This window comes from Nocardia yamanashiensis NBRC 100130, from assembly GCF_001613325.1.
Classification (GTDB): domain Bacteria; phylum Actinomycetota; class Actinomycetes; order Mycobacteriales; family Mycobacteriaceae; genus Nocardia; species Nocardia yamanashiensis.
In genome coordinates, this window is the sequence record NZ_BDCD01000048.1 from 1 (window position 1) to 22,279 (window position 22,279).

Consider the following 22,279-nt stretch of genomic DNA (forward strand, 5'->3'; position numbering starts at 1 on the left):
GGGGGTGGGGAGATCGTGTTGTTCGGGTCGATCGGGGGGTGGATTCCGGTGCCCGGGGGTGGGGCTTATGCGGCGGGGAAGGCGGCCGTGCACATGTATGCGGAGGTGCTGGGGCTGGAGTGTGCGGGGATGGGGGTGCGGGTGGTGTGTGCGTGTCCGGGGATGGTCGAGACGCCGATGCTGGCGGCGATTCGGGCGTCGGCGCCGGAATTGTTCGGGAAGCGGAAGGGGGTGGCGCCGGAGGTGGTGCTGGATTCGATCGAGCGGGCTCTGCGGCGAGGGGAGTTGTGGGCGTTTCCGGATCGGGCGACGCGGGCCATCTGGACCGTGCATCGGATGTTTCCGGCCGCTACGCGCGGGCTGGTCGCCAGGAAGGTGCTCGGGGGGCGTCAGGGGAAGCGGGTGTGAGCATGGTTGTCGCCGAGCGAGCAGGGGTTTCGGGGCGGATCGGCGGGGAGATTCGGTTGACCGGTCGGTTCTTGCGATATGACCTGTTCACCGGGGTGGTGCCGCCGTTGTGCATGACGATCGGGGTCGCCGTGTCCTCGGGGCGAACCGAGCGAATCGTCTTGGCCGTGCCCTATTTCCTGCTCTACCTGTACGGGTTCGTGGTCGGGAATCAGCTGGCGGGGGAGGCCGAGGATCGGATCAACAAGCCGGATCGCCCATTGGTGCGGGGACTGGTCTCGCGGCGCGGCGCGTGGATTCGGCTGATCGTGGCGGAGTCGGCCTTCCTGGCTTACGGGCTATGGCTGGGAGTGGGAGTCTGGGCCGCCGTCTGGGTGGCAGTCACCGTGCTGCACAACCAATTTCATTGGGCATGGCATTGGTGCGGCAAGGACCTGATCATGGGTATCGGGACGTTCGTACAGCTGGCCGCCGCATGGGAGATCGTGCGGCCCTTGGACGGAACCGGATGGCTGTGGTGCACGACGTTCGGGCTCGTCATGACCGTGCTTGTGCCCTTGCAGGATCTGCGTGACCAGCCCGGCGACGCCGCGGTGGGACGCCGGACCTTCCCGCTGGTATTCGGTGACCGGGCGACGAGATGGTTTGTGGCGGTGGGGTTCTCGCTCCTGCCTGCAGCAACCGCGGTGACGATCTACCGTGAGGCGTCGCATCCGGTGGCCGGTCTGGGAATTCAAGCGGTGGCCCTGGCGATCTGCGGTGCAATCGCCGTCCGCGTGATCACCTTGCGCCGCAGCCTCCAGGACCATCTGACCTATCGAATGTTCGGGTATTGGTACACCTGGACTCTCGCGTGCTCGTTTCTCGTTCTGTGAAGCAGCCTTGGACCAAGGAGTCGGTATGAGCCTGGCAGCGGTCGACCGGATTCCCCTCGCGGCGGGGGCCCGCCCGCTCGTCGGGCACGGCCTGGAACTGTTCCGAAACCCGGTGGGCCTGTTGTCCGCCCTGGCGAAACAAGGACCGCTGTGCCGGATTCGGGTGGGCCCGCAGCACATCGTGATCGCCACGGATATCGCCGCCGCCTGGCAGGTCTACCGCGATGACCGGACCTTCGACAAGGGCGGCCCGTTCTACGATCGCGCCCGCGAAATCGCCGGAAACGGTTTGGGCACTTGCTCTTACAGCGCACACCGCCGGCAACGCCGATTGTGCCAGCCCGCGTTCAAAGCCGATCGGGTCGGCGCGTACAGCCACCTGATGACCGGACCGATCGAGGAGATGGCCGCCGGCTGGACCGACGGGCAGACCATCGACATCGGCGCGGAACTGTCCGCGATGACGTTCGCGATCATCACCCGCACCATGTTCTCGACTTCCCTGTCCGAGAACGTGACCCGGCAACTGTCCGCCGACCTGCAAGCGCTCGGCAGCGGGCTCTTCCGCCGGATGATCCTGCCGCCCGCACTCACCCGGCTGCCCGTACCACCCAATCGCCGATATGCCGAAGCGGCACAACGAATGCGGCGGACGGCGAGCGAGGTGATCGCTGACCGGCTGCACAGCGGCGAGGATCGCGGCGACCTCATGTCGGCGCTGCTCCAGGCCAGCGCATCCGACCAGCAGGACGGATGGCTGTCCGACGACGAACTGATCGACCAGATCTTCACCTTCTTCCTGGCCGGCGCCGACACCACCGCCGGCACCATGGCCTGGGCATTGCGACTGCTCGACCAGCACCCCGAGGTGCGGCACCGAGTGCACAAGGAAGTCGACCAGGTCCTGGACGGCAAAACCCCTGTGACACAGCAGGTTCTGGCCGATCTACCCGAACTGCACCGCGTCATCGCCGAGACACTCCGGCTGTACCCGCCCGCCTGGCTGGTCACCAGGCTCGTCACCACGGACACCGACCTGGCGGGCTATCGCCTGCCGCCCGGAACCGCGGTCGCCTTGAGCCCATACACGATTCACCGCGACCCCCACCATTACCCGAGCCCCGACGAGTTCGTGCCCGACCGCTGGCGCGACACCGAACCCGGCTCCGGCACCTATCTCCCCTTCGGCGCCGGCGCCCGCAATTGCATAGGCGAACGCTTCGGCCTGCTCGAGGTCGCGATGACCCTGGCGACCGTCACCCGCCGCTGGCGGCTCGCCGCGACGAGCCGCCCCGGCGCGGTCACGCTAGCCCAGATCCACGCCCCGAAAGGCCTGCGCATGCGAGCAACCCGCCGCGCGAATCACTCCACGACGTAGCGCTGCAGCGTCACCGTGCTGAACTGCCTGGTCTCGACCAAGCGCAGCGGAATCCGCTTCTCCAGCGCCGGGAACATCGGCGTGCCACCGCCGAGCAGCACCGGCGCGATATAGACCTGGTACTCGTCGATGAGATCGTGCGGTATCAGCGAGGCCGCCAGATCCGCGCCGCCGACCTCGATGACCCCGTCACCGTCCGCTTTGATGGCCCGTACTTCCTCGACCGCGTTGTCCCGCACCAGCCGGCTGTTCCAGTGCACTTCCGGCAGCGTCCGCGAGAACACCACCTTCGGCTTGTTCGTCCACAGCTCCCCGAACTCCCGCATGATCGGCGAAGCGTCCGCGGGCACCGTCGGCCAGTAGTCGGCCATAAGCTCGTAGAGCCGCCGCCCGTGTATCCCGACCTCGAGTTCGCGATACCTGTCGTTGTGGAACTGGTGCAGTTCGTCATCCGGTTCGGTCCAGTCGATCCGGCCGTCCCGATCGTTGATGTAGCCGTCCAGAGACACGGTTATCCCGTAGATCAGTTTCCTCATGCTGGGTAGACCTCCTGGGCGCGCGAGATTCATCGGTGCGCGATGGGTGAACTCGCCGGCGGCCCACCACCACCGCCGGCGAGCCGAGCCGGATCAGAGCGGGGTGACGTAGGCCCCGGAGATGCCGCCGTCCACCAGGAACTGCGAGGCGGTGATGAAGGAGGAGTCGTCGCTGGCGAGGAAGGCCACGGCGGCGGCGATCTCCTCCGGTTCGGCGAAGCGACCGGTCGGGATGTGAACGAGGCGGCGGGCGGCCCGTTCGGGATCCTTGGCGAAGAGTTCCTGCAGCAGGGGCGTATTGACCGGACCGGGGCACAGAGCATTGACGCGAATGCCCTGCCGCGCGAATTGCACGCCCAGTTCGCGGCTCATGGACAGCACGCCGCCCTTGGACGCGGTGTAGGAGATCTGGGAGGTGGCCGCGCCCATGACAGCCACGAAGGACGCGGTATTGATGATCGAGCCCTTGCCCCGCTCGAGCATGTGCTGAATGGCGTACTTGCTGCACAGGTACACCGACGTGAGATTCACGTCCTGTACGCGCCGCCACGCCTCGAGCCCGGTGGTGAGAATGGAATCGTCGTCGGGCGGCGAGATTCCGGCATTGTTGAAGGCGATGTCGAGGCCGCCGTAAGCGTCCACCGCCGTCTGGAACATCGCCTCCACCTGGGTCTCGTCGGTGACGTCGACCTTGACGTACAAACCGCCGACCTCGGCCGCGGCGGCCTCCCCGGACGTGGCGTCGATATCGGCGACGACGACTTTCGCGCCTTCGGCCGCGAATCGCCGGGCGGTGGCGAGGCCGATGCCGCTGCCGCCGCCGGTGATTACCGCGACCCGATCCTGTAAGCGCTGCAACGTATCTCCTTCTCGGATGGTTAGTCGGTGGCGATGAAGACGTTCTTGGTTTCGGTGAACGCGCGGGCCGCGTCGGGGCCGAGTTCGCGGCCGAGACCGGACTGCTTGTAGCCGCCGAACGGGGTCCAATACCGCACGGAGGAATGCGAATTCACCGACAGATTGCCCGCTTCCACACCGCGCGCGACCCGCAGCGCGCGGCCCACGTCGGAGGTCCAGATGGAGCCGGACAGCCCGTACTCGGAATCGTTGGCGATGCGCAGCGCATCGGCCTCGTCGTCGAACGGCAGGACCGCCACGACCGGGCCGAAGATCTCCTCGGTCAGCACCCGGTCCCGCGGCCCGGACGGCAGCACCACCGTCGGCGGGAACCAGAATCCGGGGCCTTCGGGACGCGTGCCGGTGAAGGCGATCTTCGTCGACGGCTCCAGGAACGAGGCGACCCGTTCGCGGTGCGCCGCGGAGATGAGCGGACCCATCTCGGTGTCCTGATCGCCCGGATCGCCGACCTTGACGCCCTGTACCGCCGGTTCGAGCAGCTCCAGGAAGCGATCGAAAACACTGCGCTGCACCAGGATTCGAGAGCGCGCACAGCAGTCCTGCCCGGCATTGTCGAACACCCCGTACGGCGCGGTGGCGGCGGCCTTCTCGATATCGGCGTCCGCGAACACGATATTGGCGCTCTTGCCGCCCAATTCGAGGGTCACCCGCTTCACCTGTTCGGCGCAGCCGGCCATGATCTGCTTGCCGACCTCGGTGGACCCGGTGAACACCACCTTGCGCACCGCGGGATGGGTGACGAACCGCGCCCCGACCACCGAACCGCGCCCGGGAATCACCTGGAAGACGTGCTCCGGCAGACCCGCTTCCAGGGCCAGCTCACCCAGCCGGATGGCGGTCAGCGGCGTCAGCTCGGCGGGTTTGAGCACCACCGTGTTCCCGGCCGCCAGCGCGGGCCCGAAACCCCACGCCGCGATCGGCATCGGGAAGTTCCAGGGCACGATGATGCCGACCACGCCGAGCGGTTCGCAGAACGTGACGTCCACGCCCCCGGCGACCGGAATCTGATTGCCCAGCAGGCGTTCCGGCATCCCGGCGCTGAAGTGCAGCACATCGCGCACATTGCCCGCCTCCCACCGCGCATTGCCGATGGTGTGGCCGGCGTTGCGCACCTCGAGCTCCGCGAGCCGTTCCAGGTCGGCGTCCACCGCCTCGGCGAACCGCCGCAGCAGCCGCGCCCGATCACCCGGCGCTACGGCCCGCCAGCCCGGCAGCGCCCGCTGCGCCCGTTCGATGGCGGCGTCCGTCGCGGCCGCGTCGGCCGCTTCGACGGTGGCCACCAGCTCTTCGGTCGCCGGATTGAACACCTGCGTCACCGATTCCGCTCCCTTCCATAGTTTTCCGCCTGCTCCACCAGCGCCGACATGAGCCGGTGGTCGGTCGCGTTCTCCTCCGGATGCCATTGCACGCCGACCAGGAACGGTCCCTCGCTGGTTTCGGCGGCTTCGACGGTGCCGTCGGGCGCGTGCGCCGACACCACCAGTCCGGCCGCCAGTTCATCGATCGCCTGATGGTGGTGGCAGTGCGCGTCCAGTTCCGGTCCGGCGATGGCCGCCACCCGGCTGCCCGGCACCGTCGTGACCGTCGTGACCCCGAAGACCCCCGGCGCGCGCCCGTGCCCGGTGTGCCCCAGCACGTCCGGCAGATGCTGCACCAGCGTCCCGCCCAGCGCCACGTTCACCAATTGCAGGCCGCGGCACACCGCCAGCACCGGCATCCTGGCTTTCCGCGCCAGCTCGAACAGCGAGAATTCGAATTCGTCCCGATCCGGCCGGGTGCCTTTGGTCGCCGGATGCGGTTGCGCGTGATACCGCGCCGGTTCCAGATCCGCCCCGCCGGTCAGCACCAGCCCGTCCAGGCGTTCCAGTAATTCCGGCCGCGCAATACCCATGGGCGGCAGCAGTACCGGAATTCCCCCGGCGCGCTCGACCATATCCGGGTAGGTGCGCGGCAGCACCGCCGCGTCCACGTCCCAATGCCCGAACCGGGTGCGTTCGGCATAGGTCGGCAGCCCGATCACCGGCCGCCGCCGCATTTCAGAGTCGTTCGAAGCCACGCACCCGCTCCCAGTCGGTCACCGCGGCGTCGTAGGCATCCAATTCCACCTGCGCCGCATTCCGGTAATGCCGCACCACTTCCTCGCCGAACGCCTTGCGCGCGATCTTGCTCTCGCCGAACAATTCCGCCGCTTCCCGCAGCGTACGCGGGACGCGCGGGCGCTGCGAGCGATAGGCGTTGCCGTGGAATTCCGGTTCCAGCGGCAGCTGTTGCTCGATGCCGTGCAGCCCGGCCGCGATGGTCGCCGCCACCGCCAGATAGGGGTTGACGTCCCCGCCCGGCACCCGGTTCTCCAGCCGCAGCCCCGCCCCGTGCCCGACCACGCGCAGCGCGCAGGTCCGATTGTCCTGTCCCCAGGCGACGGCGGTCGGCGCGAAACTGCCCTCCTGGAAACGTTTGTAGGAATTGATGTTCGGTGCCAGGAAATAGGTGAACTCGCGCAGGCAATCCAGCTGGCCGGCGATGAAATTCCGGAACAGTTCCGAGGGGCCGTCGCCGTCGCTGAACACCGGCTCGCCCGCGGCATTCCGGAAACTCATGTGGATATGACACGAATTGCCCTCACGTTCATTGTATTTCGCCATGAACGTGATGCTGCGACCCTCCTGCGCCGCGATCTCCTTGGCCCCGGTCTTGTAGATACTGTGATTGTCACAGGTGACCAGGGCCTCGTCGTAGCGGAAGGCGATCTCGTGCTGGCCCGGATTGCATTCACCCTTGGCCGATTCCACGTACATGCCCGCGCCGTCCATCTCGTTGCGGATGCGGCGCAGCAACGGCTCGATGCGGGCGGTCCCCAGCATCGAATAGTCGACGTTGTATTGATTGGCCGGCGTCAGCGACCGGTATCCGTCGTTGAACGCCGCCTCGTAACTGTCGTCGAACACCAGGAATTCGAGCTCGGTCCCGACATAGGCGTACAGCCCGTGCTCGGCGAGCCTGTCCAACTGCGCGCGCAGCACCTGCCGCGGCGAGGCCACCACCGGTTTCGCCTCGGCCCCCACCTGTTCCACATCGCACAGCACCAGGGCGGTGCCCGGCCACCACGGCACCAGGCGCAGCGTGCTCACGTCGGGGCGCAGGACGAAGTCCCCGTACCCGGTGTCCCAGGACGACATGGCGAACCCGTCGACGGTGGCCATCTCCACATCCACCGCGAGCAGATAGTTACACGCCTCGGTGGCGTGGTTCAGCACCTCGTCGACGAAAAACCGTGCCGAGCAACGTTTTCCCTGCAATCTGCCCTGCATGTCGGTCATGGCGACCAGGACCGTGTCCAGCATTCCCGCCTCGACCCGCTGCACCAGATCGGCAACGGTCAGCATCCCGGTTCGCATCAAGGGCCCCTCTCGACGGCAACTCGCTCACGCTAAGCGAACTAGGGGCCGCACGTGTCCGAATCGGCCAGGAGTCTCCCGGCGGGTCGCAGTTCCGCTGCCGCGATCCGCGCGCGTGTCGCGCGGCCGGGCGTTCACAGGTTCGGGTGGTAGGGTCCTGCACCCGGATGAGGGCGATCGGTCGGTTGTGCCGGGTGGGCCGCGGGCGATCGCCGGAGAGTGTGGCGTAGGAGGGTTCGGTTCTGTTGCAGGGCAATGCTTTCCGGGATGAGTGGGCTGATGGAGGGGACGATCGGCGCGGGCGCGGGGGTGCGCGCCGCCGGGGCGCGCATCGGCGGCCGTCGGCCCTGAGCCGGTTGCGCGGGCGAGCGGTCATGGCGGCCGTGGCGGCGGGCGCTGCCGTGGCGGCGGTGCAGGCCGGGTTGCAGGAGCAGGCGGCCGAAGCCGAGATCCATACCGCGGCACAGGAGATCGCGGCCATGCCGCAGTCCAGCGCGGCGGGGACCGACGCGCACTTCCCGGAGATCCTCGACGCCGCTCCGGTCGAGGACCTCGCCCAGTTCCAGGACATCCTGCGCAATGGCGAGCATTTCGCCGCCGACGACCAGGCGCGCGCCGAGGCGGGATTGCGCCCGCTGTTCACCAAATTCGCCCAAGGCGTCTTCACCTCGGGTTTCGGAGCCCGCTGGGGCGTGGAACATCTGGGCGTGGATGTGGCCGCCCCGATCGGCACGCCCATCTACGCGGTCGAGGACGGCCGCGTGATCAGCGCCGGACCGGCCTCCGGATTCGGTATGTGGGTGCGGCTGCTGCACGACGACGGCACCATCACCGTCTACGGGCACGTCGATACCGCCACGGTGTCGGTCGGTCAGCGAGTATTGGCGGGCGACCAGATCGCCACGGTCGGCAACCGCGGCTTCTCCACCGGCCCGCACTGCCATTTCGAAGTCTGGCTGAACGGCGCGAACAAGGTCGACCCGCTGCCCTGGCTCGCCAGCCGCGGCATTTCCCTGGGCCCCGAACGGGACTGACCAGCCCGCACCCGTACGACCCAGCCCGGCAACACCTGTCAGGATCGCCCTCTCAGCACGCGTAATGCGCGTTGACGCCATCCTGCCCCGTGTAGTTCGGCCCGGCATGATCGTCCGCGCCCAGGTAGGCGAATTCCCAGTGCGGTACGCCGTGCCCGTCCCGTGCGATGCGCCGGTTCCGGGAGTCGTATCGGAACCCGTTGTCCCGCAGCGCGGCGGTCAGCTTCCGGCCCATCGGCGATCCGTCCGCGCGCAGTACCGAAGCGGTGTCGAAGTTGGCGGTGAACCGGCCGTCAGCGGTCAGCCAGGACGCGATCCGGCTCAGCGCCCCCAGTTTGTCGCCCACGTAATGCAGCACGTGAACGCCGGTCACGAGATCCACCGGCCGGTCCGGCGCATAGTCGAGCACCGATCCGATCACCAGCTCGATGCCCGGCCGCGCCGCCCCACGGAAGTATCCCACCAGATCCAATCCGATGATCTCGGCTCGCCCGGACAGTGTTTCGGCCGCCTCGAACAGCGCCAGCCCGCTGCCGCATCCCACATCCAGCCAGCGCTGCGGTCCCGGGCGCGCGGCCAGCCAGGCCACCGGATCGAATCCCAGCTCGCGCCGGTACCCGGCCAGCCGCCGCTCCCGGTTCATCTCGGAATTGGCCACCACCGCGGACTGTTCCAGACCGGCGTCATCGAGCAATTCGTGCACTCGACCATCCTGCCCGCCGCTCGTCTACGCGCAACGCATCGGGACCCGAAATCACAACAAACCCACCGGTCGGGCGGGTCCGCTCGTACGGTGTCTAGTGCAACTGAACGCTCGTGGCCTCGTAACCTGCTGCCATGACCTCGATTCCACCGTCGATGATCACCCTGCCGGACCGTCCCGTCGGCGTCGCCGAATACGGCAGTATCACCGGTGAACCGGTGATGTTCTGTCATGGATTGCCCGGATCACATGTGGAGGCAGCGGCTTTCGACGAGGCGGCCGCCGCCGCGGATATGCGGATCATCGCGATCGACCGGCCGGGTATCGGCGCGTCGCCGCTGGCGCGGCGGGAACGGGTGGCCGATTGGTCCGGAACGGTCGCGGCGGTGGCCGATCAGCTGGGGCTGGATCGTTTTGCGGTACTGGGTGTTTCCGGCGGCGGCCCGTACGCGCTGGCCTGTGCGCACGGGCTGCCCGCGCGGGTCACGGCGACGGTGCTGGTCAGCGCACCGGCCCCGTTCGATCACGAGGCCGCCGCGTCGGGTGAGAGCGCCCGGCAGCGCGGTATCGGATTGCGCTTGATGCACCGGTTCCCGTTCCTGGCCCGCCCGGTCGCGGCGCGCATGTCCACGCTGGTCCGCAAGCCGAGCGGGCTGGCGGCACTGATCGCCCAGATGGCCCCGGTCGACCGGACCCGGCTCGAAGATCCCGCGCTGGCCGCCGAACTCGAGGCCAATCTGACCCAGGCGTTCGCGAGCGGCAGTCGCGGCGTGGCGGTGGACACGCTGCTGTTGTTCGCGCGCCCGTGGGGCTTCGATCTGGCGGATATCACTGTGCCCGTGCATATCTGGCACGGCGACGCCGACAACAATGTCCCGGTCGCCGACGGCCGGCAGCTGGCGGCGGCGCTGCCGAACCACACCCTGAACATCGTGGCGGGCGCGGGCCATCTGATGTTCGTCGATCATGCCGCCGCCATCCTGAACTCGATCCGCGCCGGCGAGACGCGCGGCTAATCGGAGTAGGCGGGCCAGTCCGACAGCGTGCGATGCAGCGCGTCGACGAGATGCGGCCAGGTGTCGTCGGGGGAACGCGAGTGGGCGAATCCTCCGGCGGCCTCCAGGGTCGCGAATCCGTGAAAGGTGCTGCGCAGCAGGCGCGCCGCGTCCAGGGCCTCGGCGTCGCCCAGGTGATAGCCGCGCAGGATGGCGGTGGTCAATTCGATACTGCGCAACAGCGCGGGCTCCCCGGCCACCTCGGCCGGATCCATCCGAATCTGGGTGGCCGCGTAGCGCTCCGGATACTCCAGGACGTACCCGCGATACGCTCCGGCGAAGGCCACCAGCGCCTCCCGCCCCGACCGCCCCGCCACCGCCGCGCCGATCCGATCGTTGAGTTCCGCGCTCGCCAGCAGTGCCACCTTCACCCGCAGGTCGTGCAGATTCCGGACGTGGACGTACAGGCTCGGATCCTTCACCCCGAACTTGCGGGCGACCGCGGACAGCGTCAGCTTCTCGAAGCCGATCTCGTCGGCCAGCGCGGCCGCGGCGGCGACGACCCGTTCGGTGCTCAAACCTGCCCGGGGCGACATGCCCACCTCCCTGCGATGACTAGGCCGAAACCTAATCATCGTAGGTCATGGCTGCTGTGGCGCCTGGATCTGCTTGTGCAGGAGCGGCAGCGATTCGGTGGCCGGGCCTTCCAGGAGGGTGCCGTCGGCGGCGAACCGGGAACCGTGCAGCGGGCAATCCCAGGACCGCTCGGCGGCGTTCCAGCGGACGATGCCGTACAGGTGCGGGCAGACCGCCGAGAGCTGGGTCGTCACCCCGCCGACCGTGCAGGTCGCGGTGGGCCGCAGCAGGCGGCGTTCGACCCGGCCGCAGCCCTCCGGCGGCGGGACGTCGTCGGCCGCGGTGCGGGCCAGGCGGATCCAGCCGGTCGAAAGACTCTGCGCGACAGCGGCATTGGTGGCCGCGGTGTGGGGGAGGGAAGCCAGATCGGAGCGCCGCCACGAGGCCAGCACCGGTGACCATTCGGGCGGCTTGCCGGTCAGGCGGCCGGACAGCGCGAGGGCGGCGGCGATCGCATTGGTCATGCCCCACTTGGCGTACCCGGTGCCGACCAGAATGCCGTTCACGCCCGGCAGGATCGGGCCGACATAGGGCAGTTCGCCGGTGGGCTCGTAATCCTGGGCCGACCAGTTGGTGATCGGCTCGATCGAGGGGAACCAATGACGCGTCCACTCGATCAGATCGTTCACGCACTCCTCGGTGTGCGTCTCGCGGCCCACCACATGACCGTTGCCGCCGACCAGCAGGATGTCGCCGTCCGGATCGGGGACGTAGCGCAGCGACCGGGTGGGCTCGCCCGCACTGAGGTACATGCCGTGCGGCAGCGGATCGGTGGTGCGGAAGGCGGCCAGATACGACCGCTGCGGAATCAGCCGCGCGAAGAACCCGCCGCGATCCAGAATCGGTGTGCCCGTGGCCAATACGACCGTCTCGGCATGCAGCGGCCCGTGCTCGGTATCGACGACGTGATCGCCGCCCCGGCCGAACCCGACGCCCAGCACCCGGCTCGACTCGTAGATCGGCACGCCCCGGGCCTCGATATCGGCGGCCAGCATGGACAGCAGCCCCATCGGATTCAGCTGGGCCTGCCCGGCCAGCCGGACCGCGCCGAACGACGGGAACGGCGTGTCGATCCGCTCCAGATACTCGACCGGCAGCCCCGCCGCGCGCAGCACCTCGTGCTCGGCGCGCACCGCACCCACCTCGCTCTCGGCCTGCGCGTAGGTGAGCGCATCGGCCAACTGGAAGGGGATGTCGTTCGCCTCGCAGTAGGTGAGCAGCCACTGCTGGGCCGCCGCATTGGCGTCCAGATACTGCCGCAGCGCCGCGCCGGAATGCCGCTCCCGGATCCGCTGAGCGCGAACACCCTGCAGCAGCGACACTTTCGCGGTGGTCGCGCCGGTCGTGCCGTCGCCGATGCGCCGGGCCTCGACCACCGCCACCCGCACCCCGCTCTGGGCCAGCAGCAATGCGGTCGTCAGCCCGGTCAATCCCGCGCCCACCACGACCACGTCGAAACGCAGCCCGGGCGTCACGGGTAGCCGGGCCGGGGTCGGGGTGTCGATCAACCACAGAGATGTCATAGCTCGGCCATAACCATCGCGGTGCGCCCGAAACGCCTACCTTGGTTTCATGATCATCGAATACCTCCGATACCGGATTCCCGCCGACCGGGCCGCCGGCTTCGAAACGGCGTATTCCCGTGCGGCACAGCAGCTCGCGGCGGCGCCCGAATGCGTGGACTACGAGCTGGCGCGTTCGGTGGACGAACCCGGATGTTTCATCCTGCGCATCACCTGGACCTCCGCGCAGGATCATCTGAAGGGTTTCCGGGAAGGGGAGCATTTCCCGCCGTTCCTGGCCGAGATCGAGCCGTACATCGAGAACCTCGAGGAGATGCGGCACTACGAGCGGACCCCGGTGCACGGCAGCGGCGGTTCGGTGCCGACCCTGTATGAATGGGCCGGCGGGGCCGAGGCATTCGATCGCCTGACCGACGTCTTCTATCGCAAGGTGCACGCCGACGAGCTGATCGGGCCGCTGTTCGCGCACATGAACCCGGACCATCCGCACTTCGTGGCGCTGTGGCTCGGCGAGGTGCTGGGCGGCCCGGCCGCCTACAGCGCCGAACGCGGCGATTACCGGCACATGGTCTCCGCGCACCTCGGCAAGCACATCGCCGAACCGCAGCGCCGCCGGTGGATCAACCTGCTCATGGATGCCGCCGACGAGGTGGGACTGCCCGCCGATCCGGAGTTCCGCGCCGCCTTCGCCTCCTATATCGAATGGGGCACCCGGCTGGCCGTGATCAACTCCGCGCCGGGCGTGGAAGCCTACGACGCGCCGATCCCGCACTGGGGCTGGGGCGTGACGCCGCCGTACCGCGGCTGACCCCCCGCCTGCTTGACTCGGGGCATGAGCCTTTCCGCGCACCTCGAGAAACTGGGACGCCCCCTGGTCGATCAGCAGCTCGCCCACCCCACCGTGGCCGGCATCGCCACGGGCGAGCTGCCGGAACCGATCTTCCGGTCCTGGCTGGAACAGGACTACCTGTTCCTGCTCGACTATGTGCGCGTGTTCTCCCGCCTGGCCTGGCAGGCGCCCGCCGCGCACCTGGGCGATCTGGTGGACCTGGCGCACGCCACCTTCCACGACGAGTTGTCGCTGCACCGTTCCCTGGCCGCGGAATTCGGGGCCGACCTGGACGGCGCGGTGAAAGGCGAACCGTGCCGGGCGTATACGGCGTTCCTGCTCGATGCCGCCGCCTCGTACACCGACGGTATCGCCGCTCTGTACCCGTGCATGTGGGGCTATTCCACGCTGGGCAAGCTACTGGCCGAGAACCTTCCCGAGGACCCGCGCTACCGCCGCTGGATCGACACCTATTCCGATCCCGGCTTCGCCGCGCTGACCCGCCGCTGCGCCCAGATGCTCGACGAATCGGACGCCGATCCCGTTCGCGCGGAACGTTTCTTCCTCGCGGGCATGCGCCACGAACTGGCGTTCTGGGATGTGCCCGCCTGATCGAGCTAGCGCGGGCTGACCCGCACGTAGTCGAAGGTGCGGCTCTGCCGATCCAGCGCGGTGAACGAGCTCACCACCGAACTCGGCGCGTCGCAATGGAACGTGGTGCTCTTGAAAGCCTGTGTGGCGCTTTCGGGTTGGGGACCCTCGGTGCCGAAGTCCGACATGGTCACGGCGGACAGGAAACCGCCGGACGGAACCACCGCGTAGGGCCCGGTCCCGGTGCCGTGCTCGGCGCTGCTGAAGGTCAGCCCGCCGTTGCCGTCGAACACCAGCGAATTGGACGGTTCGTTCGGCACGGTGAACTCGCCCCCGAAATCGGTGAGGCTGGTCCCGCAGGTCGCGGCGCTGGACGGGGCCATGCCCGTCACGGCCGCGGCCGCGACGACCACGAAGGCGGTGAGCACGGCGGTTTTCGGCGATGCTGCGGAAAGCATGTGCGTCCCTCCCGGATCCGAACGATGGTCGATGCGGTCGCGCGCACCCACTGAACCGCACCGGGCCCACGCACCGGGAGCCGACACGCCGGACCGTTACCGAGGTGAGGGCGTATCGAGGAACCCGGTGATCAGCGGCAGCAGCAGATCGGGCCGGTACATGAGGTCGTAGTGGGTGGTGCCGGGCACGATCTGCAGCGCGGTCTTGCTGATCCGTGCCGCCAGCTCCTCCGAATGCGGGCGCAGCACGGCATCGTTTTCGGCATTGATCACCAGCGCCCGGGCCTTCACGGCCGCGAGATCCTTTGTCCAGTCGTAGTTCTCGCCCAGCAGCTGGCGCGTCTTGGTGACCAGCGCGGTCCAGCCGGCCGGATCGGGAGCGGTCTGGACGTACATCTCGTGCAAGGGCGTGGCCTGCATGGCGACCGGGTCCATGGCGGCCATGCCCGCGCGTGATTCCGCCGACCAGCCGTCGCTGCGGAAGGGCGCGGACGTGAGGATCAGCCGGTTCACGGCATCCGGATGCCGGGCGCTCAGCTGCAGCGCGACGCCCCCGCCGAGCGAGTAGCCGAAGACGTCCGCTTTACCGAGGTTCAGATGGGTGATCAGGCCGGCGATATCGTCGGCCATCGATTCGAATCGCATCGGGCGGTCGGCGTCCGGGGTGTGGCCGTGCGCCTGCAGATCGACCGTGATGACCTTGCGGGTCTTGGCGAGCTCGGGCACGTACGCGGCGAAGGTGGAATCGGCCGCGACCAGACCGCCGTGCAGCAGGATGATCGGATCGCCGGTGCCCTGGACGGTGTAGAAGAAGCGCACATTGTTGACGTTCGCGTAGAAGCCCTTGCCGTCGGCGCTCGGGGCGTCCGCGGCGGTCGCCTGAATGCTGGAGACGCTCGCCGACTGCTCCTCGGTGCTGCTGCAGCCTGCGCTCAGCAAGCTCGAAACCGCTAGTGCCGCAACAATACTCACTGCCTTGATGGTGTTGTTCATGTCTCCGCCTTCGCGTCTTCGGGGTACGTCCATCCAGACGGCGCAGGCTCGCGGAACTAATCGGGCACTTGACCAAACTACTGTGGGGTAGGTCACAGTTCGATAAGGGTTCGCCTCATCTGTTCCGAAAACCCTTTTCAGATTCTTTGCCGGTTCTTTACGATTACCGACGGTCCGCTACCGCGGATGATCTTCACAGCGTCGTGCTCTCACAGCCTCGCCCGCCGCTCGCTCTCGATGCCAGTACATGTTGACCGATGAACCGGGCGGCTCCGTCCGGCGAAGGAGAGATATGTCCACCGACACCGATCAGCCTCCACGGACGTCGCTTCCCGGACTCCCGGCTCTGGTGCGCCACGATCTGCCCGCCTCGCTCGTGGTCTTCCTGGTTTCTTTACCTTTGTCGATCGGCATCGCCGTGGCTGCCGGAGCGCCGGTCGCCGCGGGGCTGATCGCCGCCGTGGTGGGCGGGGTGGTGGCCGGCCTGCTCGGCGGCTCGACCCTGCAGGTCAGCGGGCCCACCGCCAGCCTCACCGTGGTGGTCGCGGAATCCATCAACCAATTCGGCTGGGCCGCGACCTGTTTCATCACCGTGCTGGCGGGCGGGCTGCAGATCCTGTTCGGGCTGAGCCGGATCGCGCGCGGGGCGCTGGCCATCGCGCCGGTGGTGGTGCACGCCATGCTGGCCGGCATCGGTGTGGTGATCGCGCTGCAGCAGGTGCACGTACTGCTGGGCGGCAATTCGCTCAGCTCCTCGTGGGACAGCATCACCGGCCTGCCGCATCAGCTGGCCTCGGTACGGCCGGGCGACCTGTTCGTCGGGCTGCTGGTGATCGTCATCATGGTCGGCTGGCGGCGGCTGCCCGCGCCGGTGCGCATGGTGCCCGCGGCGCTGGTGGCCGTGCTGGTCGCCACGCTGCTCGCGCTGGTGCTGCCCACCTCGGTCGAGCACATCACCCTGAACGGGTCGCTGCTGGACGAACTTCGGCTGCCGCAGGTGCCCGGCGGCGGCTGGGCGACGGTGGCGCTGATGGCCGTCACCATCGCGCTCATCGCCAGCGTGGAGACCCTACTATCGGCCGTGGCGGTGGACCGGTTGCGCCAGAACTCCGCGCGCCGAACGGATCTGGATCGCGAACTGCTCGCGCAGGGCTCGGCCAACATGGTCTCCGGCCTGATCGGCGGCCTGCCGATCGCGGCGGTCATCGTGCGCAGCATCACCAATGTCAAAGCGGGAGCGCAGGGTAAGGCCTCGACCATGCTGCACGGGTTGTGGATCCTGCTGTTCTCGGTGGCGCTGGTCGGCGTGGTCCGGCAGATCCCGAAGGCGGCGCTGGCGGGGCTGCTCATCGTGGTCGGCATCCAGCTGATCAAGCTCGCGCACATCCGATTGGCAAAGCGCACCGGCGATCTCGTGGTGTACGCCGCCACCATCACCGTGGTGGTGTTCTGGAATCTGTTGCTGGGCATGCTCGTCGGGCTCGCACTGGCCGGCGCGCTGCTGCTGTGGCGGGTGGTGCGGGTGTCGGTGATCGCCGAACCGGTCGAGGCCGGTCGCTGGCGCGTCACCGTCGACGGCACCTGCACTTTCCTTGCGCTGCCGCGACTTTCGGCCGAACTGGCCAAGGTGCCCACCGGCGCGGACGTCACCATCGAGATGACGGTGGACTTCCTCGATCACGCCGCCTGCGACGCCATCGAGGAATGGGTGCGCCAGCATCGCCTCGACGGCGGCGAGGTGCAGTTCGTCGAGATGGGCACCGCGCGCATGGCCGGCGCCGCCGACGCCCCGCCCGCGCGCGGGCACTCCCGGCACCTGCTCGACGAGGTGCTGGGCCCGTGGCGGCGCACCGCCGCGCACGTGGATCCCATCACCGCGGGCATCGCCGCCTATCACCGCAGCCACGCGCACGTCATGCGCCCGCACCTGGGCGTATTGCGCGACGGTCAGGAACCGGATTCGCTCTTCGTCACCTGCGCCGACTCCCGCATCGTGCCGAACGTGATCACCAATTCCGGGCCGGGCGACCTGTTCACCGTGCGCAATGTCGGCAATCTGATTCCCGCCGACCGGCAGGACTCCTCCATGGAGGCCGCGCTCATCTACGCCTTGGACAAGCTGGATGTGCGCTCGGTGGTGGTGTGCGGTCATTCCTCTTGCGGCGCAATGGAAGCCCTGCACGCCGAAGCCGTCACCGGTTCGGGTCTGGACGACTGGCTCGCCCTCGCACGCCCCAGCCTGGAGCGTTTCCGGCTCGGGCATCCGGTGGCGCGGGCGGCCGCGGCGGCCGGATTCGGGCCGGTCGATCAGCTCGGCATGGTGAACGTGGCCGTGCAGCTGGAAACGCTCTACTCGCATCCGGTGGTGCGGCGCGGCGTCGACGAGCGCGGCGTGGTGCTCTCGGGCCTGTTCTTCGATATCGCGACCGCCCGAGTGGTGGAGGTCACTGTGGCCGGAATCGCCGAGATCGATGACGCCCGGCGGCCGGTCGCGGCGCTCCCGGCCTGATGGGGGCGATTTCCTGAGCCTTGTGAAAGATGCTTGGCGAGTCTTTCACCAAGGCGTAACATTCAAGCACGCTTTTTCTCAGCCTTTGCTAAGTCTTTACTCTTAGCCTGGCTCCACTCGTCCGGTGAGTTCTGTGGACAGTGCCGTCCACAGTGTCAATTCGATGCCCGCAGTACATGTTCGACATCTTCCGGAGCCGTCCAACTCCGGAGCAAGGAGCCGAAATGTCTCTCGACACCGATTCACCGCCAGGTAGAGCCAACGGCTGGTCCGCCAATCTCCTGCGCTACGACCTGCCCGCGTCCATCGTGGTGTTCCTGGTCGCCCTACCCCTGTCCCTGGGTATCGCCGTCGCCTCCGGCGCGCCCATCGCCGCCGGGCTCATCGCCGCCGTGATCGGCGGCGTGGTGGTGGGACTGCTCGGCGGATCCCCGCTCCAGGTCAGCGGTCCCGCCGCCGGCCTGACCGTGGTGGTCGCCGAAACCATCAACCAATTCGGCTGGAAGACAGCCTGTTTCATCACCGTGGCCGCGGGCCTGCTGCAGATCGTGTTCGGCCTGAGCCGGATCGCGCGCGCCGCCCTGGCCATCGCACCGGTCGTGGTGCACGCCATGCTCGCCGGTATCGGCGTCACCATCGCGCTGCAGCAGCTGCATGTGCTGCTGGGCGGCGCGTCGCACAGTTCGGCCTGGCAGAACCTGATTCAGCTGCCGAGCGAACTGCTCAACCTGCACGGCGACGACTTCTTCATCGGCCTGCTCGTCATCGTGATCATGCTGAGCTGGAAGTACGTGCCGGGGAAACTGCGGGTGCTGCCCGGGCCGCTGGTCGCCATCGTCACCGCCACGCTGCTGTCGCTGGTGCTGCCGGGCAATCCGGAGCGAATCGTGTTGAGCGGCTCGCTGTTCGACGCCATCGGACTGCCGTCGCTGCCCGACGGCAACTGGGGCGCGGTCGCGCTGGCCGTGCTGACCATCGCGCTCATCGCCAGCGTGGAGAGCCTGCTGTCCGCGGTCGCCGTCGACAAGATGCACACCGGCCCGCGCACCAACTTCGACAAGGAACTGGTCGCCCAGGGCGCGGCCAATATGACCTCCGGCCTGCTCGGCGGCCTGCCCGTCACCGGCGTCATCGTGCGCTCGGCGACCAATGTGCAGGCCGGGGCCAAGTCCCGCGCTTCGGCGTTCCTGCACGGCATCTGGGTGCTGGTGTTCTCGGTCGCGCTGGCCGGACTGGTGCAGCAGATTCCCAAATCGGCGCTGGCCGGCCTGCTCATCGTGATCGGCATCCAGCTGGTCAAGCTGGCGCACATCCGGCTCGCGCAGCGCACGGGCGATCTGCTGGTCTATGTGGCGACCGTGCTCGGCGTGGTCTTCCTGAACCTCCTCGAGGGCGTGCTGCTCGGGCTGCTGCTGGCCTTCGCGCTGCTGCTGTGGCGCGTGGTCCGCGTGGTCATCACGGCCGGGCCGGTGACCGGTACCGATCGCTGGCTGGTCAGCATCGACGGCACCTGCACCTTCCTGGCGCTGCCCAAGTTGTCCAAGGAACTGGGCAAGGTGCCCGCGGGGACCACGGTGCTGGTCGAGATGAGCGTCGACTTCCTCGATCACGCCGCCTACGAGGCCATTCACGATTGGGCGCGCCAGCACGAGAGCACCGGCGGCGCCGTCGAATTCGTCGAACTGGGCACCGCGCCCATGGCCGACGCCGTCACCGGTCCGCCGGTGCGCGGCCGGGCCCGCGGCCTGCTCGACGATGTGCTGAGCCCGTGGAAGGAAGGCGAGAACCCGGTCACCACCGGTGTGGCGGCCTTCCATCGCCGCAACGCGCACGTGGTGCGCCCGCACCTGGACGAGCTACGTGACGGGCAGAACCCGCACTCGCTCTTCCTGACCTGCGCCGACTCCCGCATCGTGCCGAACGTGATCACCAGCTCCGGGCCGGGTGACCTGTTCACGGTCCGCAATGTCGGCAACCTGGTGCCCGAGCAGGGGCGCGACAGCTCGATCGAGGCCGCCATCGCCTTCGCCATCGACGAACTCGGCGTGGATCACGTGGTGGTGTGCGGGCATTCGTCGTGCGGCGCCATGAAGGCGCTGCTGGCCGGACCGCCCAGCGGCCCCGGTCTGGGTGACTGGCTCAAGCACGGGCGTGCGTCCCTGGACGCATTCCGCGGCGGTCATCGCGTCGCGTACGCGGCGGCGCGCGAGGGCTTCGGGGTGCCGGATCAGCTCGCCATGGTGAACGTGGCCATGCAGCTGGAAACCCTGCACGCCCACCCGGTGGTGCGCCGCGCCATGATGGAACGCGGGCTCACCGTGACCGGTCTGTTCTTCGATATCGGCACCGCCCGGGTGCTGGAGGTCAGCATGGACGACCTATCGGAGATCGCGGACGCCGACCTATCGGCCTTGGCGACAGCTCTGCGCTGATCGATATCCGCGAGTGCGCGAAGTCCGGCAACGGGTTTCGCGCACTCGCGCTTTCCGGGGCGCTAGCCGGTGGTCGAACCGCGCCAGGCCAGATGCAGTTCACCCGCGCCCGGTGCGGGCCGGAAGGGGCTCAGGGCCGGACCGCACGCGGTTTCGAAAGCGGCTGCGCGCGTGGGCGATCGCCAGGTCTGCGCACCGTCGAACACCGAGTACCACAGCTCCGGCCCGCTCGCGGATTTCCACGCCAGATGCAGGTTCCCGTCGTACGCGGCGAGCGCCGGGCTCAGTTCGGTGTAGGCGTCCGGGGGACTGGTGCGCGAAGTCCAGGTGACGCCATCGGTGGTGCTCCACAAGCGAATCCAGGTGTCGTCGTCCAGCAGCGCCTTGCGCCCCCGATGCGCGAGATACAGGGTGTCGCCCAACACGGCCACGGCCGGACTGTCGGCGGCGGTCATCCCCGGCAGCGGAGTCGGAGCGCTCCAGCCGTTTTCGCCCCGCACCGCCGTGTACAGGTTCTGGTTCGAGGAGACCAGGCTCTCCCCGCCGCGCCAGAAGACCTGCGGCACGCCCTGGAACACCACCAGGCTGGGCCCGCGCGCCGTCTCCGCCCCGCCCAGCAACTGCTGGTCCTCCCACTTGTGCCCATCGGCCGAACTGGACCAGTAGATGCTCTGATCCCGCCCCGCGCCCTTCCACGCCAGATACAACGTCTCCACCCCGGCCTCCTGCACGGCCGCCAAGCTCGGCCGCTCGGACGTCCCCACATACGGCAGATTCCACGGCGTCGTCCAGGTGTCTCCGTCCCCACTGCTCGCGAACCAAATGCTGTCCGTGCTGTCCTCAGCACGCCAGGCCATCACCAACTGCCGCTGAAACACGGCCAGCGCCGGCCCATCGGGCGAGGTGGCCCCGGGCAGCGGCGCCTGGTCGGACCAGGCCCCGCCGTTAGCCGAGCCGGAGGCCCAGAGCCGGGTATCGGAATTTCGGCGGAGATGAGAAGACATGAGAACGCACCGCGGCTTTCTACGAGACGGCGGGTGGTGCTCAGTGTAGATGCGGAAAATCTTTGATCACCCGAAAATCCTTCGGCCCGAACCTGTTTGGCACAGACGGTCCGTGTTGGTACGTGCATACCACTTAAATGATATGCTCATACCATCAACGGAGATGAAGGGGAGAACATGGGCAAGATCGGGCGATTCAAGAACGACGCCGCGCGCGAGACCTACCTGGCCGCGTATGCCGCACTGGAGCCGTCATGGCCGCTGCCGGCGCGGATCTACGAGGTGCCGACCGCGTTCGGGACCACGCATGTGCGGCAGTCCGGGGTGGGGGACGGGATTCCGCTGGTCCTGCTGCCGTCCCTGGGCGGCAACGGTCTGTACTGGGGCTTCATCGCCGAAGCCCTGGCGCGAGATCGGGTCGTCTACGCGCTGGACATGATTGGCGCAGCGGGGAAGAGTGTGCAGACCGCGCCGCTGGAATCCGAGGCTGATATCGCCGTGTGGTTCAACGAGGTGCTCGCGGGACTCGATGTCGATCGAGTGCACGTGCTGGGCATGTCGCAGGGCGCCTGGCACGCCTCGGTGATCGCGCTGCACGGCCCGGAGCGGCTGGCGAGCGCGACGCTCATCGAACCCAACGCGATCTTCGGGAAGATGAAGTGGCGAGTGCTGTTCAAGATAATGAAGTTCGCCGTGCACCCGTCGGATGCCAACTGGCGCAAGATGACCGCCTGGCTCACCCCGGGCGTCGAGATGAGCGCGGAGCAATTCGCCTGTGCGCGTGCGGCTATGGCGTACCGGACCAGTCTCGGCTGGGCGCGGGTGCTGAAAGATGAGGAACTGCGATCGATCACGACGCCCCTGCTCGCGATCTTCGGCGGCGATTCGGTGGCTTGTGATCCGGTCCGGGACGTCGAGCGCATCACCGCGCATCTGCCGAACGCCCAGACCCGGATCTATCGGGGCATGGGGCACGGCGTTCTCGATCAGATTCCCGAGCGGGTCGTCCCGCGCATTCTGCGATTCCTCGCGGAGCGGGACCGGGCCGGCGTCGTCGGCTGA

General features: G+C 68.2%; 21 protein-coding genes. 10 read left to right on the forward strand and 11 right to left on the reverse strand.

Annotated elements, in window-relative coordinates; translation table 11 throughout:
- The 3 genes from NY1_RS38730 to NY1_RS38740 all read left to right on the forward strand — a co-directional run.
- Nucleotides 1-408, forward strand: a 408-nt coding sequence (locus NY1_RS38730; protein WP_157762764.1) for an SDR family NAD(P)-dependent oxidoreductase, incomplete at its 5' end; no start/stop codon positions are given.
- Between the two features lie 2 nt (nucleotides 409-410).
- On the forward strand, nucleotides 411-1,283 hold the full coding sequence (locus tag NY1_RS38735; protein WP_067722601.1) for a UbiA family prenyltransferase: 873 nt from the start codon (nucleotides 411-413) through the stop codon (nucleotides 1,281-1,283).
- A gap of 25 nt (nucleotides 1,284-1,308) precedes the next feature.
- Entirely contained in the window at nucleotides 1,309-2,661 is a 1,353-nt protein-coding gene (locus NY1_RS38740; RefSeq protein ID WP_067722532.1) for a cytochrome P450, read from the forward strand.
- On the opposite strand, the gene NY1_RS38745 is transcribed toward NY1_RS38740, so the two are convergent.
- From NY1_RS38745 to NY1_RS38765, 5 genes are all read right to left on the reverse strand, one after another.
- Nucleotides 2,646-3,197 (reverse strand): dihydrofolate reductase family protein, encoded by a 552-nt coding sequence (locus NY1_RS38745; protein WP_067722534.1) that lies wholly within the window; start codon nucleotides 3,195-3,197, stop codon nucleotides 2,646-2,648. The two genes, NY1_RS38740 and NY1_RS38745, sit on opposite strands and share 16 nt — an antisense overlap.
- A 93-nt stretch (nucleotides 3,198-3,290) precedes the next feature.
- The gene (locus NY1_RS38750) at nucleotides 3,291-4,073 is read right to left on the reverse strand and encodes a 3-oxoacyl-ACP reductase (RefSeq protein WP_439956071.1); all 783 of its coding nucleotides are present in this window, start codon (nucleotides 4,071-4,073) and stop codon (nucleotides 3,291-3,293) included.
- A gap of 2 nt (nucleotides 4,074-4,075) precedes the next feature.
- The gene (locus tag NY1_RS38755; protein ID WP_067722537.1) at nucleotides 4,076-5,431 is read right to left on the reverse strand and encodes an aldehyde dehydrogenase family protein; all 1,356 of its coding nucleotides are present in this window, start codon (nucleotides 5,429-5,431) and stop codon (nucleotides 4,076-4,078) included.
- Nucleotides 5,428-6,171 carry a gamma-glutamyl-gamma-aminobutyrate hydrolase family protein gene (locus NY1_RS38760; protein ID WP_369690471.1) on the reverse strand — a complete coding sequence of 248 codons (744 nt, stop codon included), beginning with the start codon at nucleotides 6,169-6,171 and terminating at the stop codon, nucleotides 5,428-5,430. Before NY1_RS38760 ends, NY1_RS38755 begins: the two co-directional genes overlap by 4 nt.
- Nucleotides 6,152-7,510, reverse strand: a complete 1,359-nt coding sequence (locus tag NY1_RS38765) for a glutamine synthetase family protein (RefSeq protein ID WP_067722542.1) — start codon at nucleotides 7,508-7,510, stop codon at nucleotides 6,152-6,154. Before NY1_RS38765 ends, NY1_RS38760 begins: the two co-directional genes overlap by 20 nt.
- Before the next feature lie 374 nt (nucleotides 7,511-7,884).
- Between NY1_RS38765 and NY1_RS38770 the strand changes: the two genes are divergently transcribed.
- Nucleotides 7,885-8,544 (forward strand): M23 family metallopeptidase, encoded by a 660-nt coding sequence (locus NY1_RS38770; protein ID WP_067722544.1) that lies wholly within the window; start codon nucleotides 7,885-7,887, stop codon nucleotides 8,542-8,544.
- A 52-nt stretch (nucleotides 8,545-8,596) separates the two neighbouring features.
- On the opposite strand, the gene NY1_RS38775 is transcribed toward NY1_RS38770, so the two are convergent.
- Nucleotides 8,597-9,247, reverse strand: coding sequence for a class I SAM-dependent methyltransferase (locus NY1_RS38775; RefSeq protein WP_218028550.1), 651 nt, complete (start codon nucleotides 9,245-9,247; stop codon nucleotides 8,597-8,599).
- Between the two features lie 134 nt (nucleotides 9,248-9,381).
- Between NY1_RS38775 and NY1_RS38780 the strand changes: the two genes are divergently transcribed.
- Nucleotides 9,382-10,263: an alpha/beta fold hydrolase gene (locus NY1_RS38780; protein ID WP_084536188.1), complete on the forward strand. Its 882-nt coding sequence runs from the start codon at nucleotides 9,382-9,384 to the stop codon at nucleotides 10,261-10,263.
- Here NY1_RS38780 and NY1_RS38785 read toward each other — a convergent pair.
- Both NY1_RS38785 and NY1_RS38790 read right to left on the reverse strand, forming a co-directional pair.
- Complete coding sequence (locus NY1_RS38785; protein ID WP_067722548.1) at nucleotides 10,260-10,838, reverse strand: TetR/AcrR family transcriptional regulator; 579 nt, start codon at nucleotides 10,836-10,838, stop codon at nucleotides 10,260-10,262. The two genes, NY1_RS38780 and NY1_RS38785, sit on opposite strands and share 4 nt — an antisense overlap.
- 45 nt (nucleotides 10,839-10,883) lie before the next feature.
- Nucleotides 10,884-12,401: an FAD-dependent oxidoreductase gene (locus NY1_RS38790; protein ID WP_067722550.1), complete on the reverse strand. Its 1,518-nt coding sequence runs from the start codon at nucleotides 12,399-12,401 to the stop codon at nucleotides 10,884-10,886.
- 49 nt (nucleotides 12,402-12,450) lie between these two features.
- On the opposite strand from NY1_RS38790, the gene NY1_RS38795 reads away from it, so the two are divergent.
- Nucleotides 12,451-13,209, forward strand: coding sequence for a group II truncated hemoglobin (locus NY1_RS38795; protein WP_067722552.1), 759 nt, complete (start codon nucleotides 12,451-12,453; stop codon nucleotides 13,207-13,209).
- 24 nt (nucleotides 13,210-13,233) lie between these two features.
- Nucleotides 13,234-13,842, forward strand: coding sequence for a TenA family protein (locus NY1_RS38800; RefSeq protein WP_067722554.1), 609 nt, complete (start codon nucleotides 13,234-13,236; stop codon nucleotides 13,840-13,842).
- A gap of 5 nt (nucleotides 13,843-13,847) precedes the next feature.
- Here the strand turns inward: NY1_RS38800 and NY1_RS38805 are convergent, their stop codons facing one another.
- Nucleotides 13,848-14,279, reverse strand: a complete 432-nt coding sequence (locus NY1_RS38805) for a hypothetical protein (RefSeq protein ID WP_157762765.1) — start codon at nucleotides 14,277-14,279, stop codon at nucleotides 13,848-13,850.
- A gap of 96 nt (nucleotides 14,280-14,375) precedes the next feature.
- Nucleotides 14,376-15,272 carry an alpha/beta fold hydrolase gene (locus tag NY1_RS38810; RefSeq protein WP_084536189.1) on the reverse strand — a complete coding sequence of 299 codons (897 nt, stop codon included), beginning with the start codon at nucleotides 15,270-15,272 and terminating at the stop codon, nucleotides 14,376-14,378.
- 292 nt (nucleotides 15,273-15,564) lie between these two features.
- Between NY1_RS38810 and NY1_RS38815 the strand changes: the two genes are divergently transcribed.
- Nucleotides 15,565-17,781 (forward strand): SulP family inorganic anion transporter, encoded by a 2,217-nt coding sequence (locus NY1_RS38815; RefSeq protein ID WP_067722558.1) that lies wholly within the window; start codon nucleotides 15,565-15,567, stop codon nucleotides 17,779-17,781.
- Nucleotides 17,782-18,005: 224 nt separating this feature from the next.
- On the forward strand, nucleotides 18,006-20,213 hold the full coding sequence (locus NY1_RS38820; RefSeq protein ID WP_067722560.1) for a SulP family inorganic anion transporter: 2,208 nt from the start codon (nucleotides 18,006-18,008) through the stop codon (nucleotides 20,211-20,213).
- A gap of 62 nt (nucleotides 20,214-20,275) precedes the next feature.
- On the opposite strand, the gene NY1_RS38825 is transcribed toward NY1_RS38820, so the two are convergent.
- Nucleotides 20,276-21,217, reverse strand: a complete 942-nt coding sequence (locus tag NY1_RS38825; RefSeq protein ID WP_067722562.1) for a hypothetical protein — start codon at nucleotides 21,215-21,217, stop codon at nucleotides 20,276-20,278.
- Between the two features lie 177 nt (nucleotides 21,218-21,394).
- Between NY1_RS38825 and NY1_RS38830 the strand changes: the two genes are divergently transcribed.
- The gene (locus NY1_RS38830) at nucleotides 21,395-22,279 is read left to right on the forward strand and encodes an alpha/beta fold hydrolase (protein ID WP_067722564.1); all 885 of its coding nucleotides are present in this window, start codon (nucleotides 21,395-21,397) and stop codon (nucleotides 22,277-22,279) included.

Bases quoted from the DNA above. Each gene is read 5' to 3' on its own strand.
- NY1_RS38745 (WP_067722534.1), bottom strand. From the start codon at position 3,197: ATGAGGAAACTGATCTACGGGATAACCGTGTCTCTGGACGGCTACATC.
- NY1_RS38810 (WP_084536189.1), bottom strand. From the start codon at position 15,272: ATGAACAACACCATCAAGGCAGTGAGTATTGTTGCGGCACTAGCGGTT.
- NY1_RS38780 (WP_084536188.1), top strand. From the start codon at position 9,382: ATGACCTCGATTCCACCGTCGATGATCACCCTGCCGGACCGTCCCGTC.
- NY1_RS38785 (WP_067722548.1), bottom strand. From the start codon at position 10,838: ATGTCGCCCCGGGCAGGTTTGAGCACCGAACGGGTCGTCGCCGCCGCG.
- NY1_RS38770 (WP_067722544.1), top strand. From the start codon at position 7,885: ATGGCGGCCGTGGCGGCGGGCGCTGCCGTGGCGGCGGTGCAGGCCGGG.
- NY1_RS38805 (WP_157762765.1), bottom strand. From the start codon at position 14,279: ATGCTTTCCGCAGCATCGCCGAAAACCGCCGTGCTCACCGCCTTCGTG.
- NY1_RS38820 (WP_067722560.1), top strand. From the start codon at position 18,006: ATGTCTCTCGACACCGATTCACCGCCAGGTAGAGCCAACGGCTGGTCC.
- NY1_RS38800 (WP_067722554.1), top strand. From the start codon at position 13,234: ATGAGCCTTTCCGCGCACCTCGAGAAACTGGGACGCCCCCTGGTCGAT.
- NY1_RS38740 (WP_067722532.1), top strand. From the start codon at position 1,309: ATGAGCCTGGCAGCGGTCGACCGGATTCCCCTCGCGGCGGGGGCCCGC.
- NY1_RS38830 (WP_067722564.1), top strand. From the start codon at position 21,395: ATGGGCAAGATCGGGCGATTCAAGAACGACGCCGCGCGCGAGACCTAC.
- NY1_RS38825 (WP_067722562.1), bottom strand. From the start codon at position 21,217: ATGTCTTCTCATCTCCGCCGAAATTCCGATACCCGGCTCTGGGCCTCC.
- NY1_RS38765 (WP_067722542.1), bottom strand. From the start codon at position 7,510: ATGCGAACCGGGATGCTGACCGTTGCCGATCTGGTGCAGCGGGTCGAG.
- NY1_RS38735 (WP_067722601.1), top strand. From the start codon at position 411: ATGGTTGTCGCCGAGCGAGCAGGGGTTTCGGGGCGGATCGGCGGGGAG.
- NY1_RS38790 (WP_067722550.1), bottom strand. From the start codon at position 12,401: ATGACATCTCTGTGGTTGATCGACACCCCGACCCCGGCCCGGCTACCC.
- NY1_RS38795 (WP_067722552.1), top strand. From the start codon at position 12,451: ATGATCATCGAATACCTCCGATACCGGATTCCCGCCGACCGGGCCGCC.
- NY1_RS38815 (WP_067722558.1), top strand. From the start codon at position 15,565: ATGTCCACCGACACCGATCAGCCTCCACGGACGTCGCTTCCCGGACTC.